Origin of the sequence: Microcoleus sp. PH2017_34_RAT_O_A (genome assembly GCF_020737885.1) — a bacterium.
GTDB lineage: Bacteria > Cyanobacteriota > Cyanobacteriia > Cyanobacteriales > Microcoleaceae > Microcoleus.
The window spans coordinates 1-21,723 of the sequence record NZ_JAEQDD010000087.1; the positions used below are offsets into that span (position 1 = coordinate 1).

Genomic DNA, 21,723 nt, shown 5'->3' on the forward strand with positions numbered 1-21,723 from the left:
ATTCTAATAATAATTTTTTGTACGGCACTATACTTGATTTACTTTTTTATACATCATACTTAGTGTACCACTTGTTCGACCTTAAGTAAACCGTATTGCGTTATAATTAGGTACGTAGTTGGGCTTTAGCCCTCTTTTTATATAAAAAGAGGGCTAAAGCCCAACTACGTACCTTTTATTTATATAACAGTTGCATCCCAGATGCTATCCGACCTTTGAGCGATGCTTTCGGTAGTTTAAAGTTTATTTTTACGACAATTAAACTGTCCTGCTTCGCTCGGGGGAGTAGGGGTAATCTGCCTTAAGTTAACGGTATTGCGTTATAATAATTAGGGAAAAACAAACTTATAATATTAGTTAATTGTCAGGCATACTAATCAATGTGTGTCCAGCCCAAAGACCGAATAAACACGATTAATTTTTTCCATAAATATTGGGCAAATTCATCAATTCCAAAGACTCTTGCCGCACGCGACCCGCCATCGCAGCTAACTGCAAGCTCATAAAAGCATTCAAATCTTCCAAATCACACTTTGACGAGGAAAAAATATGCTGCATTTCATTTTCCGCTTCCAAACTCAGATATCCAGCGTCAATAGCTTGTTTTACAACTTCACGAATCAGCACGATCGAAATGTTCCTTACTAAAATTCAAGGTGTCCAAAGCAAAATAATTACCAACAAGCAGTTTCCGAGGCGGTCTCGCCAAATATTTCAAATTGTTTGAGTTCGCGAGACTCTTGTTTTACCAAGCCGGACATGGCTGCTAGTTGCAAATTCATAAAAGCATTTAAGTCTTCCAGGTCATACTTTGTGGTGGTTAACATCCGCCGCAGTTGATTTTCGGCTTCAAGACTTAAATAACCTAGGCTCAGAGCTTGTTGGGCGAGATCGCGAATCAGTACCATAACACTTGGGAGTTTTATTTGTTGAATAGCCTCAGTATCAACGGTTTTCACTGACTCCGCAGTGACGGCTATTGCTCAATTTGTGTGACATTTTTAATGGCCGGCCGTGACAGCCGGACTCGCAAAGTGTGACTAAGTGTTTGCACGGGTGTGACATGGATCACGCGGGGGAGAGGGGAGAGGGGGAGAGGGGGAGAGGGGGAGATGGGAGAGGGGGGAGCATTTTTCTTATTCCCTTTGACTAATGACTGATGACTGATGACTCATGAGTCATGAGTCATGACTGATGACTGATGACTCATGACTACTACCTTCTACCTTCAGAAGGCTCTCACCGTCTATAATCAGCAAGTTAAATATTTACGGCAAGACCTATGGAAGCACCACTTAAAGATTTGTTACAACAAATAGCCAGATTATCGGAAACTTATGCTAATTTAGCCGATCGACTCTCCCAAGCAGCCAAACAACTGCAAGACTCGGGCTTTCCTCCCTCGGACAGCTTACTTCAAGAAATTAGCGCCTACAGCCGAAACTTTGCAGAAGTCCAAAAAAAAGCACTCGAACTCAATAAATCCGCCCTCGCCCCAGGGGAAATTGCTTCCCTCAAAGACATTCAAAACTTAGTCGAGACAGCCACAGCTTCCGCTGGTAAAGCAGGAATTCGCGATGCAGCTTTGAAAGTGCTCGATCGAGTATTGGCGATCGCCCACCGCGAACAAAGCGACTTCGCGCCCTTACAATCAGTTCATGGCAGAGCTCGGGAACTTCACCGCGCCATTTCCGAATCCGCCCCAACTCAACTGCATTCCGACGCAGAATCCTTAGTGGGCGGCAAACACCCAGTTGCAGCAGTGCTCGCCCTGGTGGAGCAGCAAGACAAACTAGATGACGAAGAGTGGGTGATCCTCGAAGAAACAGTCAGCGCCGCTTTTGGGAAACAAATAGCCGTCGCCATTTCCAGAGGCAAATTAACCGTTTCGCAGATGGTAAAAGCAGCACCTGCGAAAGTCGAGCCCGTATTTCAAGCAGCAACCGAACCAAAAATCAGCACCGAACCTCTACCGGAAGTTATTATCATCCCCTCGGGAAATGCGGCGCCGAAACAAGTTACAGTTGCACCACAAATCCAAATTTTGGAATCCCCCGCCGCGACGGCGCCCATGCACGAGGTGATTATCGTTCCTAGCGTGGAAGTACCTAAATCCCTCCAAGCAACCGGTTTCGGCAACATTGTGTTTGGGGCACCTCGCGAGATTCAACAAGTGCCAGTAGAGGGCGGTTTGGGATTGAAAGTGTTGGCGCACATTCAAGGAATTGGCGATCGCACTTTTAGCGCTCAAGAATACGCCGGCACTAAAGGTAAAGGCCTCCGCGTTGAAGGATTTCAAATTAATATTGAGCCACAAATTCCTGGCTTAACAGTTGAGTATATGGCTCATGTCGAAGGTGTTGGCGATACCCCTTGGATTGGCGAAGGGGAATTAGCCGGTTTTCGCGGTCAAGCGAAACGAATTGAAGGATTTGCCGTGCGGTTGAGCGGGCCGCAAGCTGATAAGTATGACGTATTCTATACTGCTCACATTCAGAATATCGGCGACACCAACGTGTCCTCCAACGGCGAATATTGCGGCACTCGCGGCAAAGGTTTGAGAATAGAAGGGATCAAGGTTTGGATTGCGCCGTCTGCGAGTTCTCAAGTTGCGACGCCTGTGGGTTTAAAAGTGTTGGCGCACATTCAAGGAATTGGCGATCGCACTTTTAGCGATAAAGAATACGCCGGTACTAAAGCTCAAGGCCGCCGAGTCGAAGGTTTTCAAATTAAAATAGAGCCTCCGGTTCCCGGTTTAAATTTGCAGTACATGGCTCATGTTGAAGGAGTTGGGGATACTGCTTGGATTGAGGAAGGGGAATTAGCCGGTTTCCGGGGTAAAGCCAAGCGCATTGAAGGATTTGCAGCACGGCTGACTGGGGTGAAAGCTGATAATTACGATGTATTTTACACCGCTCACATTCAAAATGTGGGTGATACTCCTGTTGGTTCTAACGGTCAATATTGCGGCACTCGCGGCAAAGGTTTGAGGGTTGAGGGGATGACGGTTTGGGTTGAGGCTAAAGCGTAAAGATTGAGAATGAATGGAAAATTTGGTGCTGCATTTTCCATTCATTTAAAACCGGGATTTTTTAGTCAACCAGCATAAATACTGCGATAAAGTTTGTAGTGAGGACTTCAGTCCTCATCAAAGGAGAGAGGACTGAAGTCTTTACTACGAACTTATTTAATTGTCGTCGTGACTTTTGAGATGATATTAATGGTGCAGCAGGTGCGATAAGCTTTCAGCAGCATGGGCGATCGCACTTGGAGTAGCTTCGCAACCCGCGGCTTCGGCGGCACAGTGGCTGGCGTGGAGTGCGTGTCCGACTGTTTTCGCCCCAGAGTCGATCGCGCCGTCAGCTACAAAACCATTAGCTTCGTACTGACCCATTTCGGCTTGCATCTTCCTGTTAAACTCAGATTGATTCGGTTCCCAGTTGCGGACTGTTTGGACAATCTCGATCCCAGCCCAAATTAGCATTCCGAGGACGATCGCAGCAATCAAGTATTCCATAGCTTTTACACAAATTGAGGTTAGCTTTATCTAATTTAACGCAGCAATTGGCAGCAGGCAGGATAAAATACATCAGATGCGAGTTCGGATTTCCGCCTATTCTAGTTTTCGGCAGCCGGATAGTTCGGCACTCAAGTAATAGTTTTAACAATCGATAACAAAGTAACTATTTTAGAGTTTAACTTAATTTATACCGTAATTTAAACCGAAACAAAATTTATAATCGTGAAGGATAAAAAATTATGCCATACAGTCAATTTACTACGATCGCCAAAGCGAAACAAGCTTTCGGTCTGACAGTCCAAGAAGGAACTCGCTTTATACCTCCGCTAAGCCCGATCGCACCCTCAGACATCCTCAGCGGCACCCTCCAAGATAGCCTCCCCATCGTCGCTACATCGGGAAGTGAAAAAGCGCGATCGGAAGGGATTATCTATCCGGTGCTGCTGGAAGTGAGGCGGATTCTCGATCGCCAAATTAGCCTTTTCTCCGGCGAAGATTTCACGATCGACGAAGCTGTCGGACTGAATGGAGTGTTTGATTTTCTGCTGGCGCGATCGTCCGAAGTGCTAGAAATTGAAGCCCCCGCCGTTGTAATTGTCGAAGCTAAAAAGACCGACCTCAAAAGCGGATTGGGTCAATGTATTGCCGAAATGGTTGCCGCTCAACGCTTTAATCAAGCCAAAGAAAAAAACATCCCCATCATCTATGGGAGCGTGAGTAATGGCATTCAATGGCAATTTATCAAACTCGAAAACCAAATTGTGACGATCGACTTATCCGTCTATCCTCTGCCCCCAGTCGAGCAAATCCTCAGCTTTTTCGTTTGGATGATCCAGAATGGTGCTGTTAACTCAGAAACAATTTAACCTTGCAATGCCGCCAACAGACATAACAACAAAGCCTCAGTCCACTCAACAACAGCACCGTAAGTATCGCCCGTGTGGCCGCCCAAACGGTGGTTAAACCAGGCTCCGGCAAAAATTCCGATCGCACTTCCCCCCAAAGCCATCCCCACCGCCAACAGCCAGCGATCGCCCTCCAAGACAACTTGCAGCACGCTCAAACTCAGCAGCAACAGCACTCCTGGGATAAAATCAAAAGGTGAATAAATCGATTCTTTATGAAAAGCTCCCTTCCCCTCCGGGCGGAGATACGGATAGCGGGCGATCGCCACCAGTTGGGCCCACCTCCCCCAACCCGCCACACCCATCAAAGCCAACCACCGATAGTTACTCAAGTCCGAGAGCGCGGCAGTTTTGAGCAGGACGATCGCGATCGCAGCCATCGCTCCAAAAGCCCCTGTAACGCTGTCCCGCATCACTTCCAGCCTGCGAACCGGGTCGGGGACTGCCAGCCCGTCCGCCGCGTCCATCGCCCCGTCTAGGTGCAGCCCGCCAGTCACCGCGATGCCTAAAACTACCACCAAGGCCGATCGAGTCAGAGCAGGCATACCCAACAACTGCAACCCAAAATCCGCGAGTCCCAGCATCCCACCAATCAAAAGCCCGATCGCCGGTGCCAAGCGAGCAATGCCCCGAAACTCCAAAGTCCAAGACATCGGTACCGGCAAGCAAGTATAAAAAGCGACGGCCGCTGCGATGGCGGCACCTTGATTCCGGAAAAAGTCGATCGTAGAGCGAACCAATTTATCATCCATCTTGACACTCCCCGACTATCAAGGTACGGGGATTCTTAAGACATTTCTGTCAAAATATCCCTATTGCTAGGGTTCCCAGGCTGACTACGTTTGCACGCTTAAGTGCGTAATCATATCTCCTCAAAAATGTTTTAGGCGTAGACTTTCCCACCGGGAGGGGGTAGGTTTTTAAATCTTGTCTGATCTGTTTATTCTACCATCTTCATTTGTGAAGATGGATTTGTTATTTTACTTAACAATGGCAAAAAGCCGTCCTATAAGGACGGGGTTTTCAACCCAATTTTTTGATAAGGTAGAAAATTTTTCATGTTGTATGCGGTTGCTAATCCATTAGCCTGTGCCAGAATTGGAATTGTAACAGCCTAGTCCTTTGGATCGGGCATTCCTCCTGCCCGAGCTCTTTTCCCCGGAAAACCTCTGCCGGCAGCGATCCCGAAGATCCCAATCTAAAATGGCTAAACTTAAGATCCGCGTTTCCCGTATCCAGAATTCTAGCTAACTCCCTGATTTCCAAGTCGGGAACATATTACAACAGAGGCTTTTGCTCCATGAGTGACCAATTAAATAACAGGGTAGTTGCTCCTTGCATCATCGATACAGGCATTGTCGTCAACAAGCGCGATATCAAAAGATTGCTGTTTGATTTAGGACGTGTCCGCTACCTTCACATCCAAGATGGCAAGATTTACAGCGAAGGGGAAGGTTATGTGCTCGAAGTCTTCGCCAACCCCGATCGTTCTACCCTGATTGCCAACCACGCGCTTTATTTGAACGTATATAGTTTTGATTACCTGGAACTGAAACACTCCCCAGAAGAAGGTTCTTATTTTGACCTGATGCAAGATGGACGGCAGTTGCGGTTAATTCCTCTCTCCAATCCCTTGCAAGAACAAGTCGCCCGCAATTTAAATGCTGCGGCGTTGGATGCGGTGGTCGATCAGGTACTCTCAGGAAATTGGGATCTGCAATTGGATGAGGATGATTCTCCGTTTTAATCGTCAGTCAGTCGATTTTAGATTTTAGATTTTAGATTTTAGATTTTAGATTTCCTCGCAGCTTTGAATCTGGGAGGTAGAGTTAAGGTCTAAAATTTTTTGCTCTCCACGACGATTGTCGGAAACTTGTCTCTGTTTTTGGGCGGGGTAATGGTTTTTTTTGTCGCGATGTCAACAACAATAGATTACATAACACGGACTGCCCAGTAGCGGTTAACGATCGACGGTGACTAATGACTGAAGACAAGGCAAAATTTTCTTTTAAATGTCAGGCTAATTGCAGCCATACCCAAGCACGTGCAGGGGTTTTTGCGACTCCCCACGGTATTGTGGAAACGCCTAAATTTATGCCGGTGGGGACGCTGGCTAATGTCAAAACCTTGACACCGGCACATCTTGAGGACGCAGGTTCTCAAATGGTTTTGGCAAATACTTATCATTTGCACTTGCAGCCCGGGGAAGCGATTGTCGCCGGCGCGGGCGGATTGCACAAATTCATGGCTTGGCCTGGCCCGATTCTGACGGATTCGGGCGGCTTTCAGGTGTTTAGCTTGAGCCAAATGCGGACTATTTCTGAGAATGGGGTGACTTTTCGAGCTCCCCGCGACGGCCGCATCATTAATTTAACGCCGGAAAAGTCGATCGAGATTCAGAACGAGTTGGGCGCTGACGTGATTATGGCCTTCGATGAGTGTCCGCCTTACCCCGCTACACGGGACGAGGTGGAGGCGGCCACAGATCGCACTTACCGCTGGCTGCAACGCTGTATGCAAGCTCACTCACGCCCGGAGCAAGCTTTGTTCGGTATCGTCCAGGGGGGCGTTTTCCCAGATTTGCGATCGCGCGCGGCGAACCAGTTGGTAGACTTGGATTTGCCCGGTTATGCGATCGGCGGAGTTAGCGTCGGCGAATCGGGGGATTTGATCGCAGATATTGTGAGAGTTACTGCGCCCCTGTTACCGGCAAATAAACCCCGTTATTTGATGGGGATTGGCACCTATCGCGAAATGGCCTTGGCTGTGGCGAGTGGCGTAGATATGTTTGACTGCGTGATTCCGACTCGGCTGGGCCGTCACGGCACGGCTTTTGTGCGTGGGGAACGCTGGAATTTGAAAAATGCTCGGTTTCGGGAGGATTTTGCTCCGCTGGATGAGTCTTGTCCTTGCTATACCTGCCAAAAATTCAGCCGGGCTTATTTGGCACATTTGGCGCGGGCTAAGGAAGCACTCAGCTATACTTTGCTGGCGCTGCACAACGTGACAGAGTTGATTCGCTTTACTGGGAGGATGCGGGAGGCGATTTTGGCCGATCGATTTACTGAAGAGTTTGCCCACTGGCTGGCACCAACTGTCGATCGATCTTGATTGGCTTTGGTGAAGATATGCGACAATTATTAAAATTGTGTTGGATAGGTAGGTTGATTCATGGAAGCTGCATTACTGTTGGCTAAACTCCCCGAAGCTTATGCGATCTTTGATCCTTTGATTAATGTTTTGCCAGTGATTCCCGTGTTTTTCTTGCTGCTGGCTTTTGTCTGGCAAGCGGCTGTCGGGTTCAGATAAGTTTCATTTCATTAAAAAGCAGGGGCAATTTACCAATTGCCCCTGCTTTTAGCTGTTGAGTTTTTGAGCCGATCTCGTTTACGGTTATTTTGGAATTATTTAACCGCAGAGAACGCAGAGAAAGAGCCCAGAGAGCTGAATAATTTTGATATGCTATGTTTAGCCCTGGCCCATCGCAATTTTAAATGCCGGTCTTTCTGAGATGCGCTTCATGTAATCTAAAACAGCCGGGTAAGGACTGAGATCGACTTGTAGCATCATCGGAATGTAAATCAACATCGATCCGACTGCTGCGTCAGCGACACCGAATTCATCGCCCATTAAAAACTGCTGTTTCTCGAAAATGCTATTTAATGGTTGTAACAATTTCGGGGTTTCGCGATCGCGGCTGGCTTCGACAAATATTCCCGGGCCGAGAGTGGCGTTAGCAAAGATGACCCACTGCACGATTTCGGCTTGTTTTTCCACAGTGTCCGGCATCTTACCATATTTTTGAGCTAAATACAGCAAAATTGCCCCGGACTCCCAAAGTTTAAAATCTCCGTCCACAATAGCTGGTACTTTGCCGATCGGGTTAATTTCCAGAAACTCAGGCTGCAAGTGTTCCGCTGCTTGCATATCCAGCAAGACGAATTCGTAAGGAACCGCTATTTCTTCGAGATACCACTTGACAATTGAGGCCCTACTGCGACCTTGGCCGTAAAGTTTTAGCACGGAATTTTTATCCTTGTAATGCAATATTGTTGTTATAGCATTTTTGGTCAGTTGACAGTTGATAGTTGATAGTTGATAGTTGTCAGTTGATAGTTGTTGATTGGGAATTAGCCATTTGAAATTAGAACCTTCTGAGAATGCTGATGTTACGGGATCATCTCAGTTTTGCATTTACAGTGCGAGCTCTTAAGCTCGCACTACCTACCATAAAAAATGCTTCTTGCAAAACTGAGATGCTCCCGATGTTACGGTGGGGAAAACGACTAATGACTAATAACGTTCACTTTTCGGGGACAGCGCTACCGATTACTGACTAATGACTAATAACGTTCGCGAGCCGGGGACAGCGCTACCGATTACTGACTAATGACTAATAACGTTCGCGAGCCGGGGACAGCGCTACCGATTACTGACCCATAACTAATGGCACTTCTGTTAAGTGTAAAAACAAGATTCTGCCATCCATTTTTGTTAACTATGAGATGTTATAATTACAATATTCTAATCGACTGTTTTAGTTTACACTAAACTTTAGTAAAATAGCAATATTTCATAATTCATTCATTTTTACGTCACATTTGTTTCACAATTGACTGTTGAAAAATGCCGGGATTAGCTGTATTATATGGCAGACTATTTATCAAGTCACAAAATTCAGAATGCCACAATCTCGACCTTACCAACCATTGCTGCTGAGATTACTGCACGGGGCTAACGCTGCGATCGCCCTTTTATCAATTTTGAGCGCATTTATAGTGTACAACACCTATGACGGGCGCTTCGGGAAAGTCCCCGTGCCTCGGATTGCAGACATTATCGGGATTCACGGCACTTTTGGCAAGCTGTTAATTTTAGGAGTGATGCCAGCTTTTGCATTGTATAGTTTCCATGCAGGTCAAAGACGGTTGGTGCAGCAAGATTCTTTTGCCAAACTGGCGCAGTTGGGAACACCGATTTGGTGGTACAGTTTGCACCGGATTGTGAATACTTTGATGTTGTTAGCGCTCACTTTTGCGATCGCATCTGGCAGTATGGTTAAGGAAGAATGGCTGCCGGCTGGGGATTTGACACAGGTTTGGTATTATTTGCACCTCTCTGGTTGGGTGGTATTGGTGTTTTGTCTGCTAATACACTTGTTGATGAGTGCGAAGGTGGGAGGTTGGCCCCTAATTTTGTCGATGTTCGATCGCAAATACCGCCCGGAGGATTCACCGGCTGTTTGGTGGCGGAAAATTCGCTCTTTTGTCGATCGCTCTTAATCGAGAACCCATTGATTGTGCATTATTTCTGGTAAAATCACCACAGACCAAACTATTTAACAAGTGATCGTAAAGGTAATGAGGTATGTTGTTGGGCTTAAGCCCTCTTATATTTATTATCTAGTAAGCAATGCCGAATCAAAAACTCCATTTATAGTCAGCTATACTTTATATTTCTGAGAAAGGCTATAGCCTTTCTCAAAAAAATGAGGTATGACTGACAGCTTATAAAACCACTAAACTAAGAAGGGCTGAAGCCCAACAACGTACCTCATCTTTCTGACAAAGGCTATAATAACTCCCAACAACATCAAAAATCAATTAATTTATGCAAGTTTGTCTCGTTACAGGTGGTAATTCCGGTGTTGGTTTAATGACATCTTTAGGTTTAGCTAAATTAGGACATCATGTCTTTATTGCTTGCCGATCCCAGAAAAAAGCGACAAACGCGATCGCCTACATCCGTGAAACCACTGGAAATCCCAATATAGAATATTTACCCTTAAATCTCGCCTCCTTAGAGTCAGTGCGTCACTGTGTCAAGCTATTTCAAGACCGAAATTTGCCCTTACATATCCTCGTCAATAATGCCGGAATATTCGATGCCAGAGGAATGACTCAAGAAGGATTTGAGTTGATTTGGGGGACTAATTATTTAGGTCATTTTCTTCTGACTTATTTATTATTAGATAAGATACCAGATTCCGCCTCAAGTCGCGTGATTTTCGTCTCCTCAGATTTAGCATTAAAACCCACTCAAATTAAATGGGATTTATTTATCAAAAAAACACCCTTAAATTTTATCGAATCATATAACCAGTCAAAACTTTGCCTGTTGCTCTTAACCAGACAACTTGCCCAAAAATTAACGAATGTCACAGTTAACGCAGTTCATCCAGGTTTTGTCCAATCTAATATTACCATCGGTCATCGTTTGAGCAAATATCTCGGTTTAGGAATTAGTCCCGAACAGGGAGCTTATAGCAGTCTCTTATGTGCAAATTCTCCAGAATTTGAGTTGATCGCAGGTAAATTTTTAGGTCGAACAGGACAAGAAATAACATTACCTGTATTAGCACAAAATAATGATTTATGCCAACAGTTATGGGAAAAAAGTTTATTATGGACTGGCTGCACTCAATCCGTCCAGAAAGAAAGAAATAATTATGATGCTACTGATGGGATATGGGGGCCTTACGATCTCAAGTTAAATCAGGATGAACTCGCGACTATTTGCGATCGTATCTTTAAGGAAGTTTTACCAAAACCGCCCGTTAAAGTTTTATTGACTCAGGCATTAAAAGCCCTTTTGAGGTGCCAATTTGGTTCAATTATGTTACTGCTGGTTCAATGTTACAAAGGCCAATTCTATATGGAAAGACATTTAGATTCGGCTGCGGTGTTGCACCTGTGTCAAGATGATAATTTATTGAAAATACTGACAGCTTATTTAGGAGACAATTTACAATTATGGCGGTCAGAATTATGGGTCAATTATCCCTCGCGTCAATTAATTCCTTTTTGGCATCGAGATATTTATCCTAATTTACTGACTGGGGAGGGAAAAACAATTAATATTTATATTGGTTTAACAGAAGTAACGGAGACAAACGGGTTTGAATATATCTCGAAAAGTGACCTCAAAAAATGTCAAGTCAAAATTACCGATTTCTTTAGTGGGAATCATTTTTTTCGAGTTCCCAATGAAGTTGAAGAGAAGGCGATTCCGGTAGTTTTAAAACCCGGTGAGTTTATTTTATTTACCGATCAACTTGTACATCGTTCGATTTATAATAGAAGTGGCAAAGTTCGTCTTTCTTTAACATTGCGGGTCGCCCAACCGAGTATAAAAATTTTACCAGGTTACACTTCTAATTATCAGGAACCTGTCACTCTGAATTCTAGGTAAGTTGGGGATTGGGGATTAAAATTTTATTTCTTTCTTATTTCTTCCTTCTTTGTGGTGAAAGTGAAGAATGTCAGCCAATTAGTGCAGAAGCTGAAGCAGAAGTTGCTCTGACTAGAAATGTGAAGAAGACTTTTTTCAATAACCAATCCGTAAAAAATGGTAACAAGAATAATAGTCCGATCGCTCTTAATGAAAAAATGAACAGAAATATCGTATTAATTGTTGTAGAAGTTTTGGTGATGGGAGGTTGGTTGTTTGCTGTGGCTGCTCCTTTATTATTCCCCTAATCCTATCATATCAAGTTTGGTGAAGAATTTAGAATTAGGTTTGTAGTGAGGACTTCAGTCCTTCATGAATGCGGACTAAAGTCCTCACTACTAACCGATATGAAGCTTTTTGTGGTGAGCGACAAGATTTGTGGCGGGTTTCCTAGGCTGCGGAATACCCGCTCAAAATATCGGCAATTCTATTATAAACTCAGCACCGCCTTCAGTTGGAGATTGAATTTGAGATTGAACTGGAGATTGAACTGTCATGCGCCCGCCATGCAACTCTACAATAATTTTATAGCAAACCGACAGCCCCAATCCTGTAAAATTTTTTAATGATTTAGTATGGTAAAATGGGTCAAATACTCTCTGTTGAATTTCCGGCGGAATTCGGGAACCGTTGTGGGCGATCGATACTGCAATAAATCTGCCTGTTGAATGCTCGACAATATCTGTTTTAATTGTAATAGTTTGATCGAATTTGTCAATCCTGTTAACAGCATCAATCGCCTTGCTGAGGATATTAGCGAATACTTGGCTCAGTTGACCGGGATAACACAAAATTGGTGGTAGGTTGCTGTACTCCTTGATTACTAATATTTTTTTCTCCAGTCGGTGAGCGAGCAACAGTAGAATATTGTCGATGCTTTCGTGAAGGTTGGCGCGTTCTTTGTTGGGTTCATCTGGAAGTGAAATGTTCCGCAAAGCCAGGATGCTCTGGCGTATGCGATCGGTTCCTATTTTCAGAGAGTTGAGAATTTGTGGCAAGTCTTCGCTGATAAAATCTAGGTCGAAGCTCTCTATTTCTTGGGCAATTCGCGGCACAGGTGTGGGATATTGTTCGCGGTAGAGGCGAAGTATCTTCAGCAAATTATTGAGATAATCGTTGACGTGAATCAGACGGCCGTAAATAAAGTTAATTGGGTTGTTAATTTCCTGGGCAATTCCGGTGGCGAGTTGACCGACAATTGTCATTTTTTCGCTTTGTACTAAATGCTCTTCGGTTCTTCTGAGTTGTGCTAATACTTCTTCTAAAAGTTTGAGTTCTTCTTGAATTTGCCCGTGGAGTTGGGATTGGGAAATTGCGATCGCCAGTGAGTCTGCAATTGCCTCCAAAACTTCCACTTCGTCGGGAGTTGCAAACCGCCGATTCGCACAAGCGAACAGATATCCCAGCCGATTAGTCTGAGTCAGTACGGGTACTGCTGCGTAGTGGCTGTCTGTGAGTTCGAGATGCACTGCTTCCTGAGAGTCTGTGGCATCAGGGGCGGAGGTTTTCTTGAGAAGTATCGTTTCGCACCGATGCAGCCGTGCAGCTAAATCTCCAGAGGGCCCTGTTTGGGCGCCGAAGATTCCCAAGCGCCCCGGTAAACCTTCCCGGCAATATTCCCAGCAAAATTCTACAGTATCTTGTCGCGGGTCGTACCAGCCGAAAATTGCCCGATCGAGCTTTAGCAAGGTACCGAGTTCGTCTACTGTAGTTTGCAGGATGCGATCGAGCTCCAAGGAAGCGCGAATGCGGCCGGTCAATCGGTGGAGAAGGGCTTCTGCGCGAGTGCGAATGCACTTTTGGGAAAACAGTTTCAGTGCCACAATTACCGCGAAAATAGCTGCGGCGAACAGTCCGGTGGCTGCTGCTGCTAATCTATTTAAGGCGAACAGTTCTTTTTCGAGATTGTCGCTGGGAATTACTAGGGCGATCGACCATTCAGCTTGTTCTAAAGGAAGATAGGCAACATAAACTCTGGCGTCGTTGATTTGAGTCAGTACAATGCCCGTTTTTTGATAAACCATCTCCCGGACTACATTCGCCAAATTAGGATCTGCGGACTCTAAAAGACTGGGAGCAGCTTTGTCAATATTTCCCATTAACCGAGTGTCGGGATGGACAATCGGCACTCCTTGAGAATTGAGTACAAAAGCGTAACTTCCTGCCTCATATTCCAGCTTTCCCGCTACTTCCCCAATTCTGTCGATAGTAATGACACCGTTCATTACTCCGATCGCCTTTTTTGGTTGATTCTCCTGAGAATTTGACCACACCGGAGCCGAAATGGGAACAATACTTTGTTTTTTGAGCGTGCGAGAAATGGTAGGATCTGAAACATATACTTGCCCAGCCATTGCCTTTTTGAAGTGTTGGCGATCGCTAACGTTAATCAAAGCTCTGCCAACTTTTGTGGTATAATAAGAACCATCTGGTTCGATTAATGCGAAATGCTTGAAGTCTTGCAGTCGATTTACTTCGGATTTTAAATAAGGCCCTGCCACAGACCAATTCATCGATCGCACCGGAGGAGTGTTAGCAAGGGTTTCGAGCTCAGTCTTTCTCGTGCCGATCCAGCGATCGATCTTATTACCGCGCTCCTTAACTTCTAACAAAACATTTCGCTCTAAATTGTTGACAATCAAGCGGCGAACCCTTTGATAGCTGATACAACCAGCGATGCTAGCTGCCATAATTGTTACGCCCAAAATTAACAACGCGATTTTGTAGCGCAGATCGTATTCGCCCTTAAATCTCGCTGGCAATAGTTGAGTTAATTTCCACCACTTCACTTTCGCAAAGCTTCCCATGGTTTGACCAATTTGTGAGATTGAAATTCTCAGCTCACCAGCGATGAACTTGCCCGCCTGTCAGCAGTCTGAAACTACTAGCAATAATTGCGGGGATTTTTGAATTTTTTCCCGCCGGCCCGCTCACCTTGTCTGACTGGAATCAGATTCTACCATATTTTTGAGAAACTACAATATTTATTCAACAATTTAATTATTCAAATTTTTCATAGTTTTGTTAACTGCTATTAATAATTTATGTCAATTGGGCAAGATAGCCCACAAGCACCCGATGTTGAAAAAAAGAGTAAATCTGGGACAGTTGACAGTTTTCATCAGTCAGAAGGAAGAAGAGAGAGGCAAGAAGGCAGATGCCATTCGGATTCGCGAGCGTCAAAAAAAGGAAGAGGGAACAAGAAGGAAGAAGAGAGAGGGAATACACAGCCAGCTTTGTTAGCCACGGATATTTTATGTTTAATTAGGTGGATTGACTGGTTTGGTAATGTTGAAATATATTGCTTTTGTGCAATTAGATAAGGTGCGGACTGCACCCTACATTGATATGTATGGCGTTGCCGCAATCATAAAATATTAAAAGTTTTGAGTTATTGTTGAACGAAAAATTTGTTGTTAAATCTTTAATTCAAATCTCAAAACTTTTTGCGGTGCTAAATAGCTGCTGTTTGGCGATTTATTTATAGAACCTTGTGAGTGTGTTCGTGCTGTTTCACATTGTCTTCAGTGCGAATGACGCGCTCGGTGTTCAGCACTCTTTTGCGTTCTAAGGAATAGGTAAAGTCGTTGCGAACTGTTCCTAAGGGAATGTGAACTTGAGCCTCGGGGCGGATTTTGTAAGTGCGGGCTGCGGCGATCGCCCGAAAGCCAAATTCTTCGCTAAACTGAGCTTCGGCGGGGAATTCCGGCAGCCTTTTGGGTGATTCGCCGTCGAGTATCGAGCCTAAAGTCGTCCCCCAAGCCATTTCATAAGATGTGGGAATTCCCTTGACAATTGCTTGCAAAGCTGCTGAGGGGATAGGTTCGATTACTTTTACTTGATGAACTTCGCCTTCTTCTTTGATGAAGCAGGTGGCTAAACCCACTACTATGTAGTCGTCGGTGCCGAGTTCGGGTGCGCTGGGATAAACTGTTGCAGTCGTCATAAGAAAAGGTTGGTAGTGGAGAAACCGGGAGGGAGAAATTAAGCGATTTGAGATTTTTGCCGGAGATTTTTTCGGGGGATTTTACCTGAAAAATCTCAAACTGGCGGTTCTAGTCTCTAAAATTTTTGTTTAAAGCTCCAAAAAGCCGATCGCGCCAGTTAGTCGATCCTACCACATCAAGGCAACTGCCGGATGATTCGGCAAGGATTCCCCGCCGCCACGACGTTGGCGGGAATATCTTTGACAACAACACTGCCTGCGCCGATCGTGCTATTGTCGCCAATAGTGACTCCCGGGCAAATAATACTTCCGCCGCCAATCCAAACATTATTACCAATATTAATTTCAGAGGCGAGATCTCGGCCAGAAAGTCGGATTTCCGGATCGGTGGGATGAAAAGCAGTGTAAATTTGCACGTTGGGGCCGCACAGCAAATTTTCGCCGATGTTAACTCGATTGCAGTCGAGAATCACGCAGCCAAAATTCATGTACAATCCGTTTCCCGCATAAATATTGCTGCCGAAGTCGCAGTAAAAAGGCGGCTCGATTTCAATTTTGGGGCCGATTGCACCGAACAATTCGCCAAGGATTTCTAACCGTTTCTCAGGTTCGTCTTCGCGGGTAGAATTGTAGATTCTGGCGAGGCGGCGGGCTCGCTGGCGATCGGCAATTAATTGTTCATCCGCAGCTAGATACAATTCGCCGGCGAGCATTTTTTGTTTTTCGGTTTTTTCCATAAGAATCGGCGGTAATAATCGGCCCTAATAATCGGCGGTAATAATCGGCGGAATAACATAAAACGGCGGTTGAAACCGCGTCTACAGAAACAATGTCCACCTCCGTGGACTGAAGAAAATAAGGTAATTTCAACCCAATACGCGATTGATAAGACGGCGGTTGAAACCGCCGTCTTCTTCAACCCGCGGAGGCGGGTTTTGCTTGTATAGACGGGGTTTCAACCGCCCGGTGTTCTTGATTCTGCAAACAAACTGTTAAATCCAGATTAGTTAATTGCTCAAAAGCTCGATCGATCGATCCTTTTCCCCGCAAAAAACCAGTATTCGCAGCGGGGCAGATATATTGAAGAGTCGAAGGCGAAAATCGATCGATAATTGACTGCACGCTGTTAATTTGCCTCGGCCAGTGAAAAGTTTTTGGCGTTCTCTGCGGTACCGGAGCGCCTTCTCGATTGGGGAGCAAGTGTCTGCCGGTAAACAACACTCCACCGCTGCCAGTATCATAAAGGCAAGATGAACCAGGAGAGTGGCCGGGAGTCCACAATGCTTTTATGCGATCGCTCACAGCAAATTCTCGCTCAAAAACCGTCAGTTGCAATCCTGGGAGCAAATAAGCTTCCTGCTCTTGAATCAGGATATCGCAGCCCGTGGCTTCCTGAATCTCCCGCGCCTTGGCGATCGCGCCGCGGTGGGTGAGAAACAGCAGCCGCACGCCGCCGTTTTCCCGCAAAAAGGCTAGGTTAATCTCATCCCAAGCGGGACAATCTACCAGGATGTTCGATTCGTTTTCTACAATGAAATAAGCTGTCGCACCCAGCGTATCCCGGTTAGGTGGGAAAGCAAAAATATTTTCCAGCACGAGCCTGGGCTGTTTGGAGACTGAAGTCTGTTGTTTCAAGGATATATTCAGAGGCATGGAATAAATATTATGTTTTTTTTACTATGGTTGCTTGTATTGGGGTTGATCTCTTACTACTTGTTGCAGAGCAGCACCAGCCGCATCACGCGAACTCCGGTATGGCTGCTGTGGCTGGTAATGATGGCGCCGGCGCTGATTTGGAGCGGTTGGCTTTTAGTTAACGGCGCGAGCAAAAAAGTACCGCCCGAGTTGGTAATTATACCTTTTCTGGTTTGCCCTTTTTTGTACTGGTTTTTGGTACAGTTGGGGCGCAAGCAAATTACCGCCTCCACGGCTGAGCAGATAGCAGGCTCTGGAAGTGAACCGACAGAGCCCAAACCGCCCCTGCGCCCGATCGATTCCGAGGAAGAAGCGAGCTTGCGCGATTGTTTTCCTTGGTCAATTTACTTTTTGCAAGATTTAGAATTTCGCGCGCAGGCTGTCATTTGTCGGGGACAGTTGCGTACGAACCCGGAGGCGGCTTATCAGGCGATTCGGGAGAATGTCCAGAAGCATTTTGGCGATCGCTTTTTAGTCATCTTTCAAAATAGCTTGAGTGGTCAACCTTTTTTTGCGATAGTTCCCAATCCCAGCCACCAATCCGGGGAAACTTCGGTCAAAACTGAATCTGTAACCAGGCCATTTTTTGCATTAGCTTTGGTGCTGATTACGGTGTTTACGACTACAATTGTCGGCTCGCAAATTGCCGGAGTCACTGAAAAAATTTTGCAGTCCAACCCGTATGTGTTGCTTCAGGGTTTGCCTTATTCCTTGGCTCTCATTACAATTTTGGGAATTCACGAATCCGGTCACTATTTAGCTGCCAGATTCTACAAAATTCGCACGACTTTGCCTTATTTTATTCCGGTTCCTTTTTTCTTGGGAACTTTTGGTGCATTCATTCAAATGCGGAGTCCAATTCCCAACCGCCGAGCTTTATTTGATGTCAGTATTGCCGGCCCGCTGGCGGGTTTAGTCGCGACAGTGCCGTTGTTGATTTGGGGTTTGGAGCATTCGACAATTGTACCGCTGTCTGACAAGTCGGGAATGTTAAATTTTGACTCTTTTAGTCCGAAATTTTCGCTGCTGATGACTTTGTTGAGCAAGTTAACCTTGGGCGGCGCTTTCAATGCGGAAACTGCGATTAATTTGCATCCGGTAGCGGTGGCGGGCTATTTGGGTTTGATCGTGACTGCATTTAATTTGATGCCTGTGGGACAACTCGACGGCGGGCATATTGTACACGCGATGTTTGGCCAGCGGGCTAGTATGGCGATCGGGCAATTTGCCAGAATTTGTATGCTGCTGCTTTCTTTTTTGGAACAAGGTTTGCTGTTGTGGGCAATTATTTTGTTTTTGACGCCTCTCAACGACGAACCTGCGTTGAATGATGTCAGCGAATTGGACGATAGGCGAGATTTTTTGGGGTTGCTGGCGATCGGGCTTTTGTTAATTATTTTGTTGCCAGCGCCCAAGATACTCCTTCAGTGGTTAAATGTTTAGAAGGAAGAGAGAAGAGGGAGCATCTCTTTTTTGTCATTAATCATTGGGCATTGGGCGAAGCGAAGCGGAGGGATTGGGCGAAGCGAAGCGGAGGGATTGGGCATTAGGGCATTAGTCATTAGGCATTCAGTCGGTCAACTGTCAACTGTCAACTGTCAATGACTTGCGAGCTGAGAAAAGCACTACAAATGCTTTGCGCGCTCGATACTTCCTGGAAAGATGCCAGAGAGAAGAAGGCTCGCTTCGGCTACGCTGGCTGACAAGTCGCTCAGGATAAAAAGAAGGAAGAAAAAATCAGGATTTACTTATCGTCGCGAGATAGAAAAAAGAGAGACGTTCACAAATTCCTTAAGGATTGCTATTGAGAGCCTCTCAGTTTTGTCTTTATAGTGCTGTCCCCGATCGCCCGGGCTTTGTCTAACCCGTGCGATGGGGGACATCACTCACATAAAAAAATGCTCTTTATAAAAATGAGATGCTCCCTTACTATTTAAGCTAGTTTATCATTTTTCAACTCGATTTCTATCTCAAAGTGATGTTTATTTTCACCATAAAGAATTGGTTGAAAACCTCTCCCTTTGAGAGAGAAATTAAAATCATAATATTCATTACTCCAATCCTCTTCCTTCTAGTTAGAGGTCGCTCTCAAACTGTCAACTGTCAACTGTCAACTGTCAACTGTTGAACGAGTTATCTGATAAATATGTCCTACAGAACCTTCACTTTCCAACAATTAAAAGAGCGGTTTGGATTGGAGATGTCACTCAGTCCAATTTTGAGTGCCAAAATTATTCCTTTAGAACCATCCCAATGGCTTTGGAGAGCTCTCGAAATTAGTTCTAACACTGCTGTAACAACAGCAAAAGAACGTTCGGAACGGATTATTTCTCCTATTTTGTTAGAATTTAGAGAAAAAAATCACAGACAATTTTCTGTTTTTTCCGGTTGGGCATTTGATGTAGATGTTTCTCAGGGATTGCATGGAGAATGCGACTTTCTACTTTCTGGGACACCGTTGAATTTTGAAATTAAAGTTCCATTTTTTGCACTTAGAGAAACAAAAGGCGGAGAAATAGAATCTTGTCTGCCGCAGTGTGCTGCACAAATGGTGGCGGCTCAGCTATTTAACGAACGCCAAAAAAACTCAATCCCTGCCGTATTTGGCTGTGTAACTTCGGGGGTTGTCTGGCGGTTTCTTAAATTAAAAGGAAATAATTTAATTATTGATGATGATGTTTATTATCTCGATAATCTTCCTCTGATTTTAGGGGTTTTGCAAAAAATTGTTAATTTATACAAATAATCTATAGCCTTTCTCACTAACATGAGGTACGCATAGGGCATGGGGCATGGGGCATAGGGCATAGGGCATAGGGCATAGGGCATAGGGCATAGGCATCGCAGGCATACCTCACTTTTTTGAGAACCGCTATAATTACTATCCTAAAATAGGTTTGTAGTGAGGACTTCAGTCCTTCTCTATTTTTGAGGAATCAAGTCCTAACGATCGCACTAAATTAATTATTCAATCGAAAATAAAACAAGATGAAAGTACCAACGATCGCACTAACTCCCGAACAAACAGCGCTAACTCCCATTTATCGCGAAAAGTGGCGGCAAATTGGACTGTCGATCGCACCACTCGATCGCCCGATCGCGACAGCCGCCATCAACACCGCCTACAACATCATCGGCTTGGGCGAACCGGAAATTATTTTCTGTGACAGCCCTTACATAGCTTTGGAAGCTCTTGAACGGCTAAGGATACGCGATTCGGGTCTGGAAACTGGTAGCGAAATTCGAGACAAAATTCATAATGAATTGTACGATACATTAAGAAGTCAACTCGACCGGAAACTGGAAAATCAGATTTACAGCCAACTCTATAACCCGCTATATGCTCAACTGATAAGTCAATTCCAAATTCATATTAAAGACGAAGTTTATGCCAAATTAGCAAAGAAGTTGGGCAGCAGATTTCACCAATTTTTTGTCAATATAACCTATAATAATAACTGGATCTTATCCGAACTTTCGGCCTGTCACGGAAGTTGGGTAGATTTTTGTATTGAGGTCTTAGAATTGGAGTGCGATCGCTCTTTGTACTCAGCCTTTAAAGCCTTAGTCGAAAACTGCGGCTGGATTTACCCGTTTGAGAAAAAGTGCTTTGTGTGCGATCGCCCGCGAAGAATTAATTTTGACAGCGAATATTTGCTCCACGCTTTATGTCAGCCCGCCATCGAATTTGCTGACAACTTCAGAGTATACTCTTATCGTGGCGTGCTGTTACCCGAAAGCATCGGTCAAGTTGCGCCGGAGTCTTGGGAGGCTTCATGGCTGCTAAGAGAAAAGAATGCGGAAGTGCGGCGAGTGTTGATTGGGGCGATCGGCTATCCGAAAATTTGTCAAGAATTGCAAGCAATAGAATTGGATACTTGGCAAGAATATACTTTGTTGAAAATTGAGAATGATGTTGACATAGAGTCAATATTTTTGTTGAAGATGACTTGTCCGAGTACGGGACACATTCACGCTTTGCGAGTGCCGCCAAAAGTGCTAACGGCTAAAGAAGCAATTAGCTGGGTAAATTGGGGAATAGCACCCGAAGAATTTCAAGTGCAAACTTGATATCGTGTCCCATCGATTAACCAGCCGTTCGTAGTGCGGACTGAAGTCCGCGGGATTTTGCGGACTGAAGTCCGCACTACGAACCTTACTACAAACCTTTTTTTATGATGGTAATCGATCGCACGCGATCGGACAAAAAAGTTGAGTGTTTGGAGTGCGAGTTTGGAGTTTAGGAACGAAAAGTTAATAACTTATACATATTTGTGGGATGGGCGTCCCGCCCGTCTTTTCGGGACGGGCGGGACGCCCATCCCACAATAATAGACCTCTTGCAAAAATAGTTAGGACGGGCTAGAAGCCCATCCCACAAAAATCTTTTTTCTTGTGGGATGGGCTTCTAGCCCGTCCCAAAATTT

General features: G+C 45.0%; 21 protein-coding genes. 12 read left to right on the forward strand and 9 right to left on the reverse strand.

The window, feature by feature from the left end; all coding sequences use genetic code 11:
- Window positions 1-414: 414 nt before the first annotated feature.
- Together JGK11_RS24790 and JGK11_RS24795 are read right to left on the reverse strand one after the other, a co-directional pair.
- Window positions 415-630, reverse strand: coding sequence for a hypothetical protein (locus tag JGK11_RS24790; protein ID WP_293178495.1), 216 nt, complete (start codon window positions 628-630; stop codon window positions 415-417).
- Between the two features lie 44 nt (window positions 631-674).
- Window positions 675-908 carry a hypothetical protein gene (locus JGK11_RS24795; protein ID WP_293149962.1) on the reverse strand — a complete coding sequence of 78 codons (234 nt, stop codon included), beginning with the start codon at window positions 906-908 and terminating at the stop codon, window positions 675-677.
- A 374-nt stretch (window positions 909-1,282) separates the two neighbouring features.
- On the opposite strand from JGK11_RS24795, the gene JGK11_RS24800 reads away from it, so the two are divergent.
- A complete protein-coding gene (locus JGK11_RS24800; RefSeq protein ID WP_293213239.1) occupies window positions 1,283-3,031 on the forward strand; it encodes a hypothetical protein in 1,749 nt (582 codons plus the stop codon).
- Window positions 3,032-3,217: 186 nt separating this feature from the next.
- On the opposite strand, the gene JGK11_RS24805 is transcribed toward JGK11_RS24800, so the two are convergent.
- Window positions 3,218-3,517, reverse strand: coding sequence for a hypothetical protein (locus JGK11_RS24805; RefSeq protein ID WP_293213241.1), 300 nt, complete (start codon window positions 3,515-3,517; stop codon window positions 3,218-3,220).
- Between the two features lie 242 nt (window positions 3,518-3,759).
- On the opposite strand from JGK11_RS24805, the gene JGK11_RS24810 reads away from it, so the two are divergent.
- Window positions 3,760-4,386 carry a hypothetical protein gene (locus tag JGK11_RS24810; RefSeq protein ID WP_293178440.1) on the forward strand — a complete coding sequence of 209 codons (627 nt, stop codon included), beginning with the start codon at window positions 3,760-3,762 and terminating at the stop codon, window positions 4,384-4,386.
- Here the strand turns inward: JGK11_RS24810 and cobS are convergent.
- Complete coding sequence (gene cobS / locus JGK11_RS24815) at window positions 4,383-5,177, reverse strand: adenosylcobinamide-GDP ribazoletransferase (RefSeq protein ID WP_293178443.1); 795 nt, start codon at window positions 5,175-5,177, stop codon at window positions 4,383-4,385. The two genes, JGK11_RS24810 and cobS, sit on opposite strands and share 4 nt — an antisense overlap.
- 548 nt (window positions 5,178-5,725) lie before the next feature.
- On the opposite strand from cobS, the gene JGK11_RS24820 reads away from it, so the two are divergent.
- The 3 genes from JGK11_RS24820 to JGK11_RS24830 all read left to right on the forward strand — a co-directional run bounded on the left by JGK11_RS24820 (window position 5,726) and on the right by JGK11_RS24830 (window position 7,734).
- On the forward strand, window positions 5,726-6,172 hold the full coding sequence (locus tag JGK11_RS24820) for a hypothetical protein (protein ID WP_293178446.1): 447 nt from the start codon (window positions 5,726-5,728) through the stop codon (window positions 6,170-6,172).
- A 233-nt stretch (window positions 6,173-6,405) separates the two neighbouring features.
- Window positions 6,406-7,536, forward strand: coding sequence for a tRNA guanosine(34) transglycosylase Tgt (gene tgt / locus JGK11_RS24825; RefSeq protein ID WP_293178449.1), 1,131 nt, complete (start codon window positions 6,406-6,408; stop codon window positions 7,534-7,536).
- Between the two features lie 60 nt (window positions 7,537-7,596).
- Window positions 7,597-7,734, forward strand: a complete 138-nt coding sequence (locus JGK11_RS24830; RefSeq protein WP_293149949.1) for a photosystem II reaction center protein K — start codon at window positions 7,597-7,599, stop codon at window positions 7,732-7,734.
- Between the two features lie 159 nt (window positions 7,735-7,893).
- Here the strand turns inward: JGK11_RS24830 and JGK11_RS24835 are convergent, their stop codons facing one another.
- On the reverse strand, window positions 7,894-8,448 hold the full coding sequence (locus JGK11_RS24835) for a glutathione S-transferase family protein (RefSeq protein WP_293178452.1): 555 nt from the start codon (window positions 8,446-8,448) through the stop codon (window positions 7,894-7,896).
- 659 nt (window positions 8,449-9,107) lie between these two features.
- Between JGK11_RS24835 and JGK11_RS24840 the strand changes: the two genes are divergently transcribed.
- The 3 genes from JGK11_RS24840 to JGK11_RS24850 all read left to right on the forward strand — a co-directional run bounded on the left by JGK11_RS24840 (window position 9,108) and on the right by JGK11_RS24850 (window position 11,903).
- Window positions 9,108-9,707, forward strand: a complete 600-nt coding sequence (locus JGK11_RS24840) for a cytochrome b/b6 domain-containing protein (RefSeq protein WP_293196486.1) — start codon at window positions 9,108-9,110, stop codon at window positions 9,705-9,707.
- A gap of 328 nt (window positions 9,708-10,035) precedes the next feature.
- Entirely contained in the window at window positions 10,036-11,616 is a 1,581-nt protein-coding gene (locus JGK11_RS24845) for an SDR family NAD(P)-dependent oxidoreductase (protein WP_293213243.1), read from the forward strand.
- Window positions 11,617-11,624: 8 nt separating this feature from the next.
- Window positions 11,625-11,903, forward strand: coding sequence for a hypothetical protein (locus tag JGK11_RS24850; RefSeq protein WP_293178461.1), 279 nt, complete (start codon window positions 11,625-11,627; stop codon window positions 11,901-11,903).
- A gap of 162 nt (window positions 11,904-12,065) precedes the next feature.
- On the opposite strand, the gene JGK11_RS24855 is transcribed toward JGK11_RS24850, so the two are convergent.
- Window positions 12,066-14,444 (reverse strand): cache domain-containing protein, encoded by a 2,379-nt coding sequence (locus tag JGK11_RS24855; RefSeq protein WP_293189887.1) that lies wholly within the window; start codon window positions 14,442-14,444, stop codon window positions 12,066-12,068.
- 289 nt (window positions 14,445-14,733) lie between these two features.
- Here JGK11_RS24855 and JGK11_RS24860 point away from each other — a divergent pair, with 289 nt between their 5' ends.
- Window positions 14,734-14,898: a hypothetical protein gene (locus JGK11_RS24860; protein WP_293178467.1), complete on the forward strand. Its 165-nt coding sequence runs from the start codon at window positions 14,734-14,736 to the stop codon at window positions 14,896-14,898.
- Window positions 14,899-15,136: 238 nt separating this feature from the next.
- Here the strand turns inward: JGK11_RS24860 and JGK11_RS24865 are convergent, their stop codons facing one another.
- The 3 genes from JGK11_RS24865 to JGK11_RS24875 form a co-directional block, all read right to left on the reverse strand.
- The gene (locus JGK11_RS24865; protein ID WP_293178469.1) at window positions 15,137-15,601 is read right to left on the reverse strand and encodes a hypothetical protein; all 465 of its coding nucleotides are present in this window, start codon (window positions 15,599-15,601) and stop codon (window positions 15,137-15,139) included.
- Between the two features lie 176 nt (window positions 15,602-15,777).
- Entirely contained in the window at window positions 15,778-16,338 is a 561-nt protein-coding gene (locus JGK11_RS24870) for a sugar O-acetyltransferase (RefSeq protein ID WP_293178472.1), read from the reverse strand.
- A 178-nt stretch (window positions 16,339-16,516) separates the two neighbouring features.
- Window positions 16,517-17,236: an MBL fold metallo-hydrolase gene (locus tag JGK11_RS24875; protein ID WP_293213245.1), complete on the reverse strand. Its 720-nt coding sequence runs from the start codon at window positions 17,234-17,236 to the stop codon at window positions 16,517-16,519.
- Window positions 17,237-17,266: 30 nt separating this feature from the next.
- Here JGK11_RS24875 and JGK11_RS24880 point away from each other — a divergent pair, with 30 nt between their 5' ends.
- From JGK11_RS24880 to JGK11_RS24890, 3 genes are all read left to right on the forward strand, one after another.
- Entirely contained in the window at window positions 17,267-18,739 is a 1,473-nt protein-coding gene (locus JGK11_RS24880) for a site-2 protease family protein (RefSeq protein ID WP_293178478.1), read from the forward strand.
- A 757-nt stretch (window positions 18,740-19,496) separates the two neighbouring features.
- On the forward strand, window positions 19,497-20,042 hold the full coding sequence (locus JGK11_RS24885; protein WP_293178481.1) for a hypothetical protein: 546 nt from the start codon (window positions 19,497-19,499) through the stop codon (window positions 20,040-20,042).
- Window positions 20,043-20,284: 242 nt separating this feature from the next.
- Complete coding sequence (locus JGK11_RS24890; protein ID WP_293213247.1) at window positions 20,285-21,367, forward strand: DUF6745 domain-containing protein; 1,083 nt, start codon at window positions 20,285-20,287, stop codon at window positions 21,365-21,367.
- Window positions 21,368-21,723: the final 356 nt, after the last annotated feature.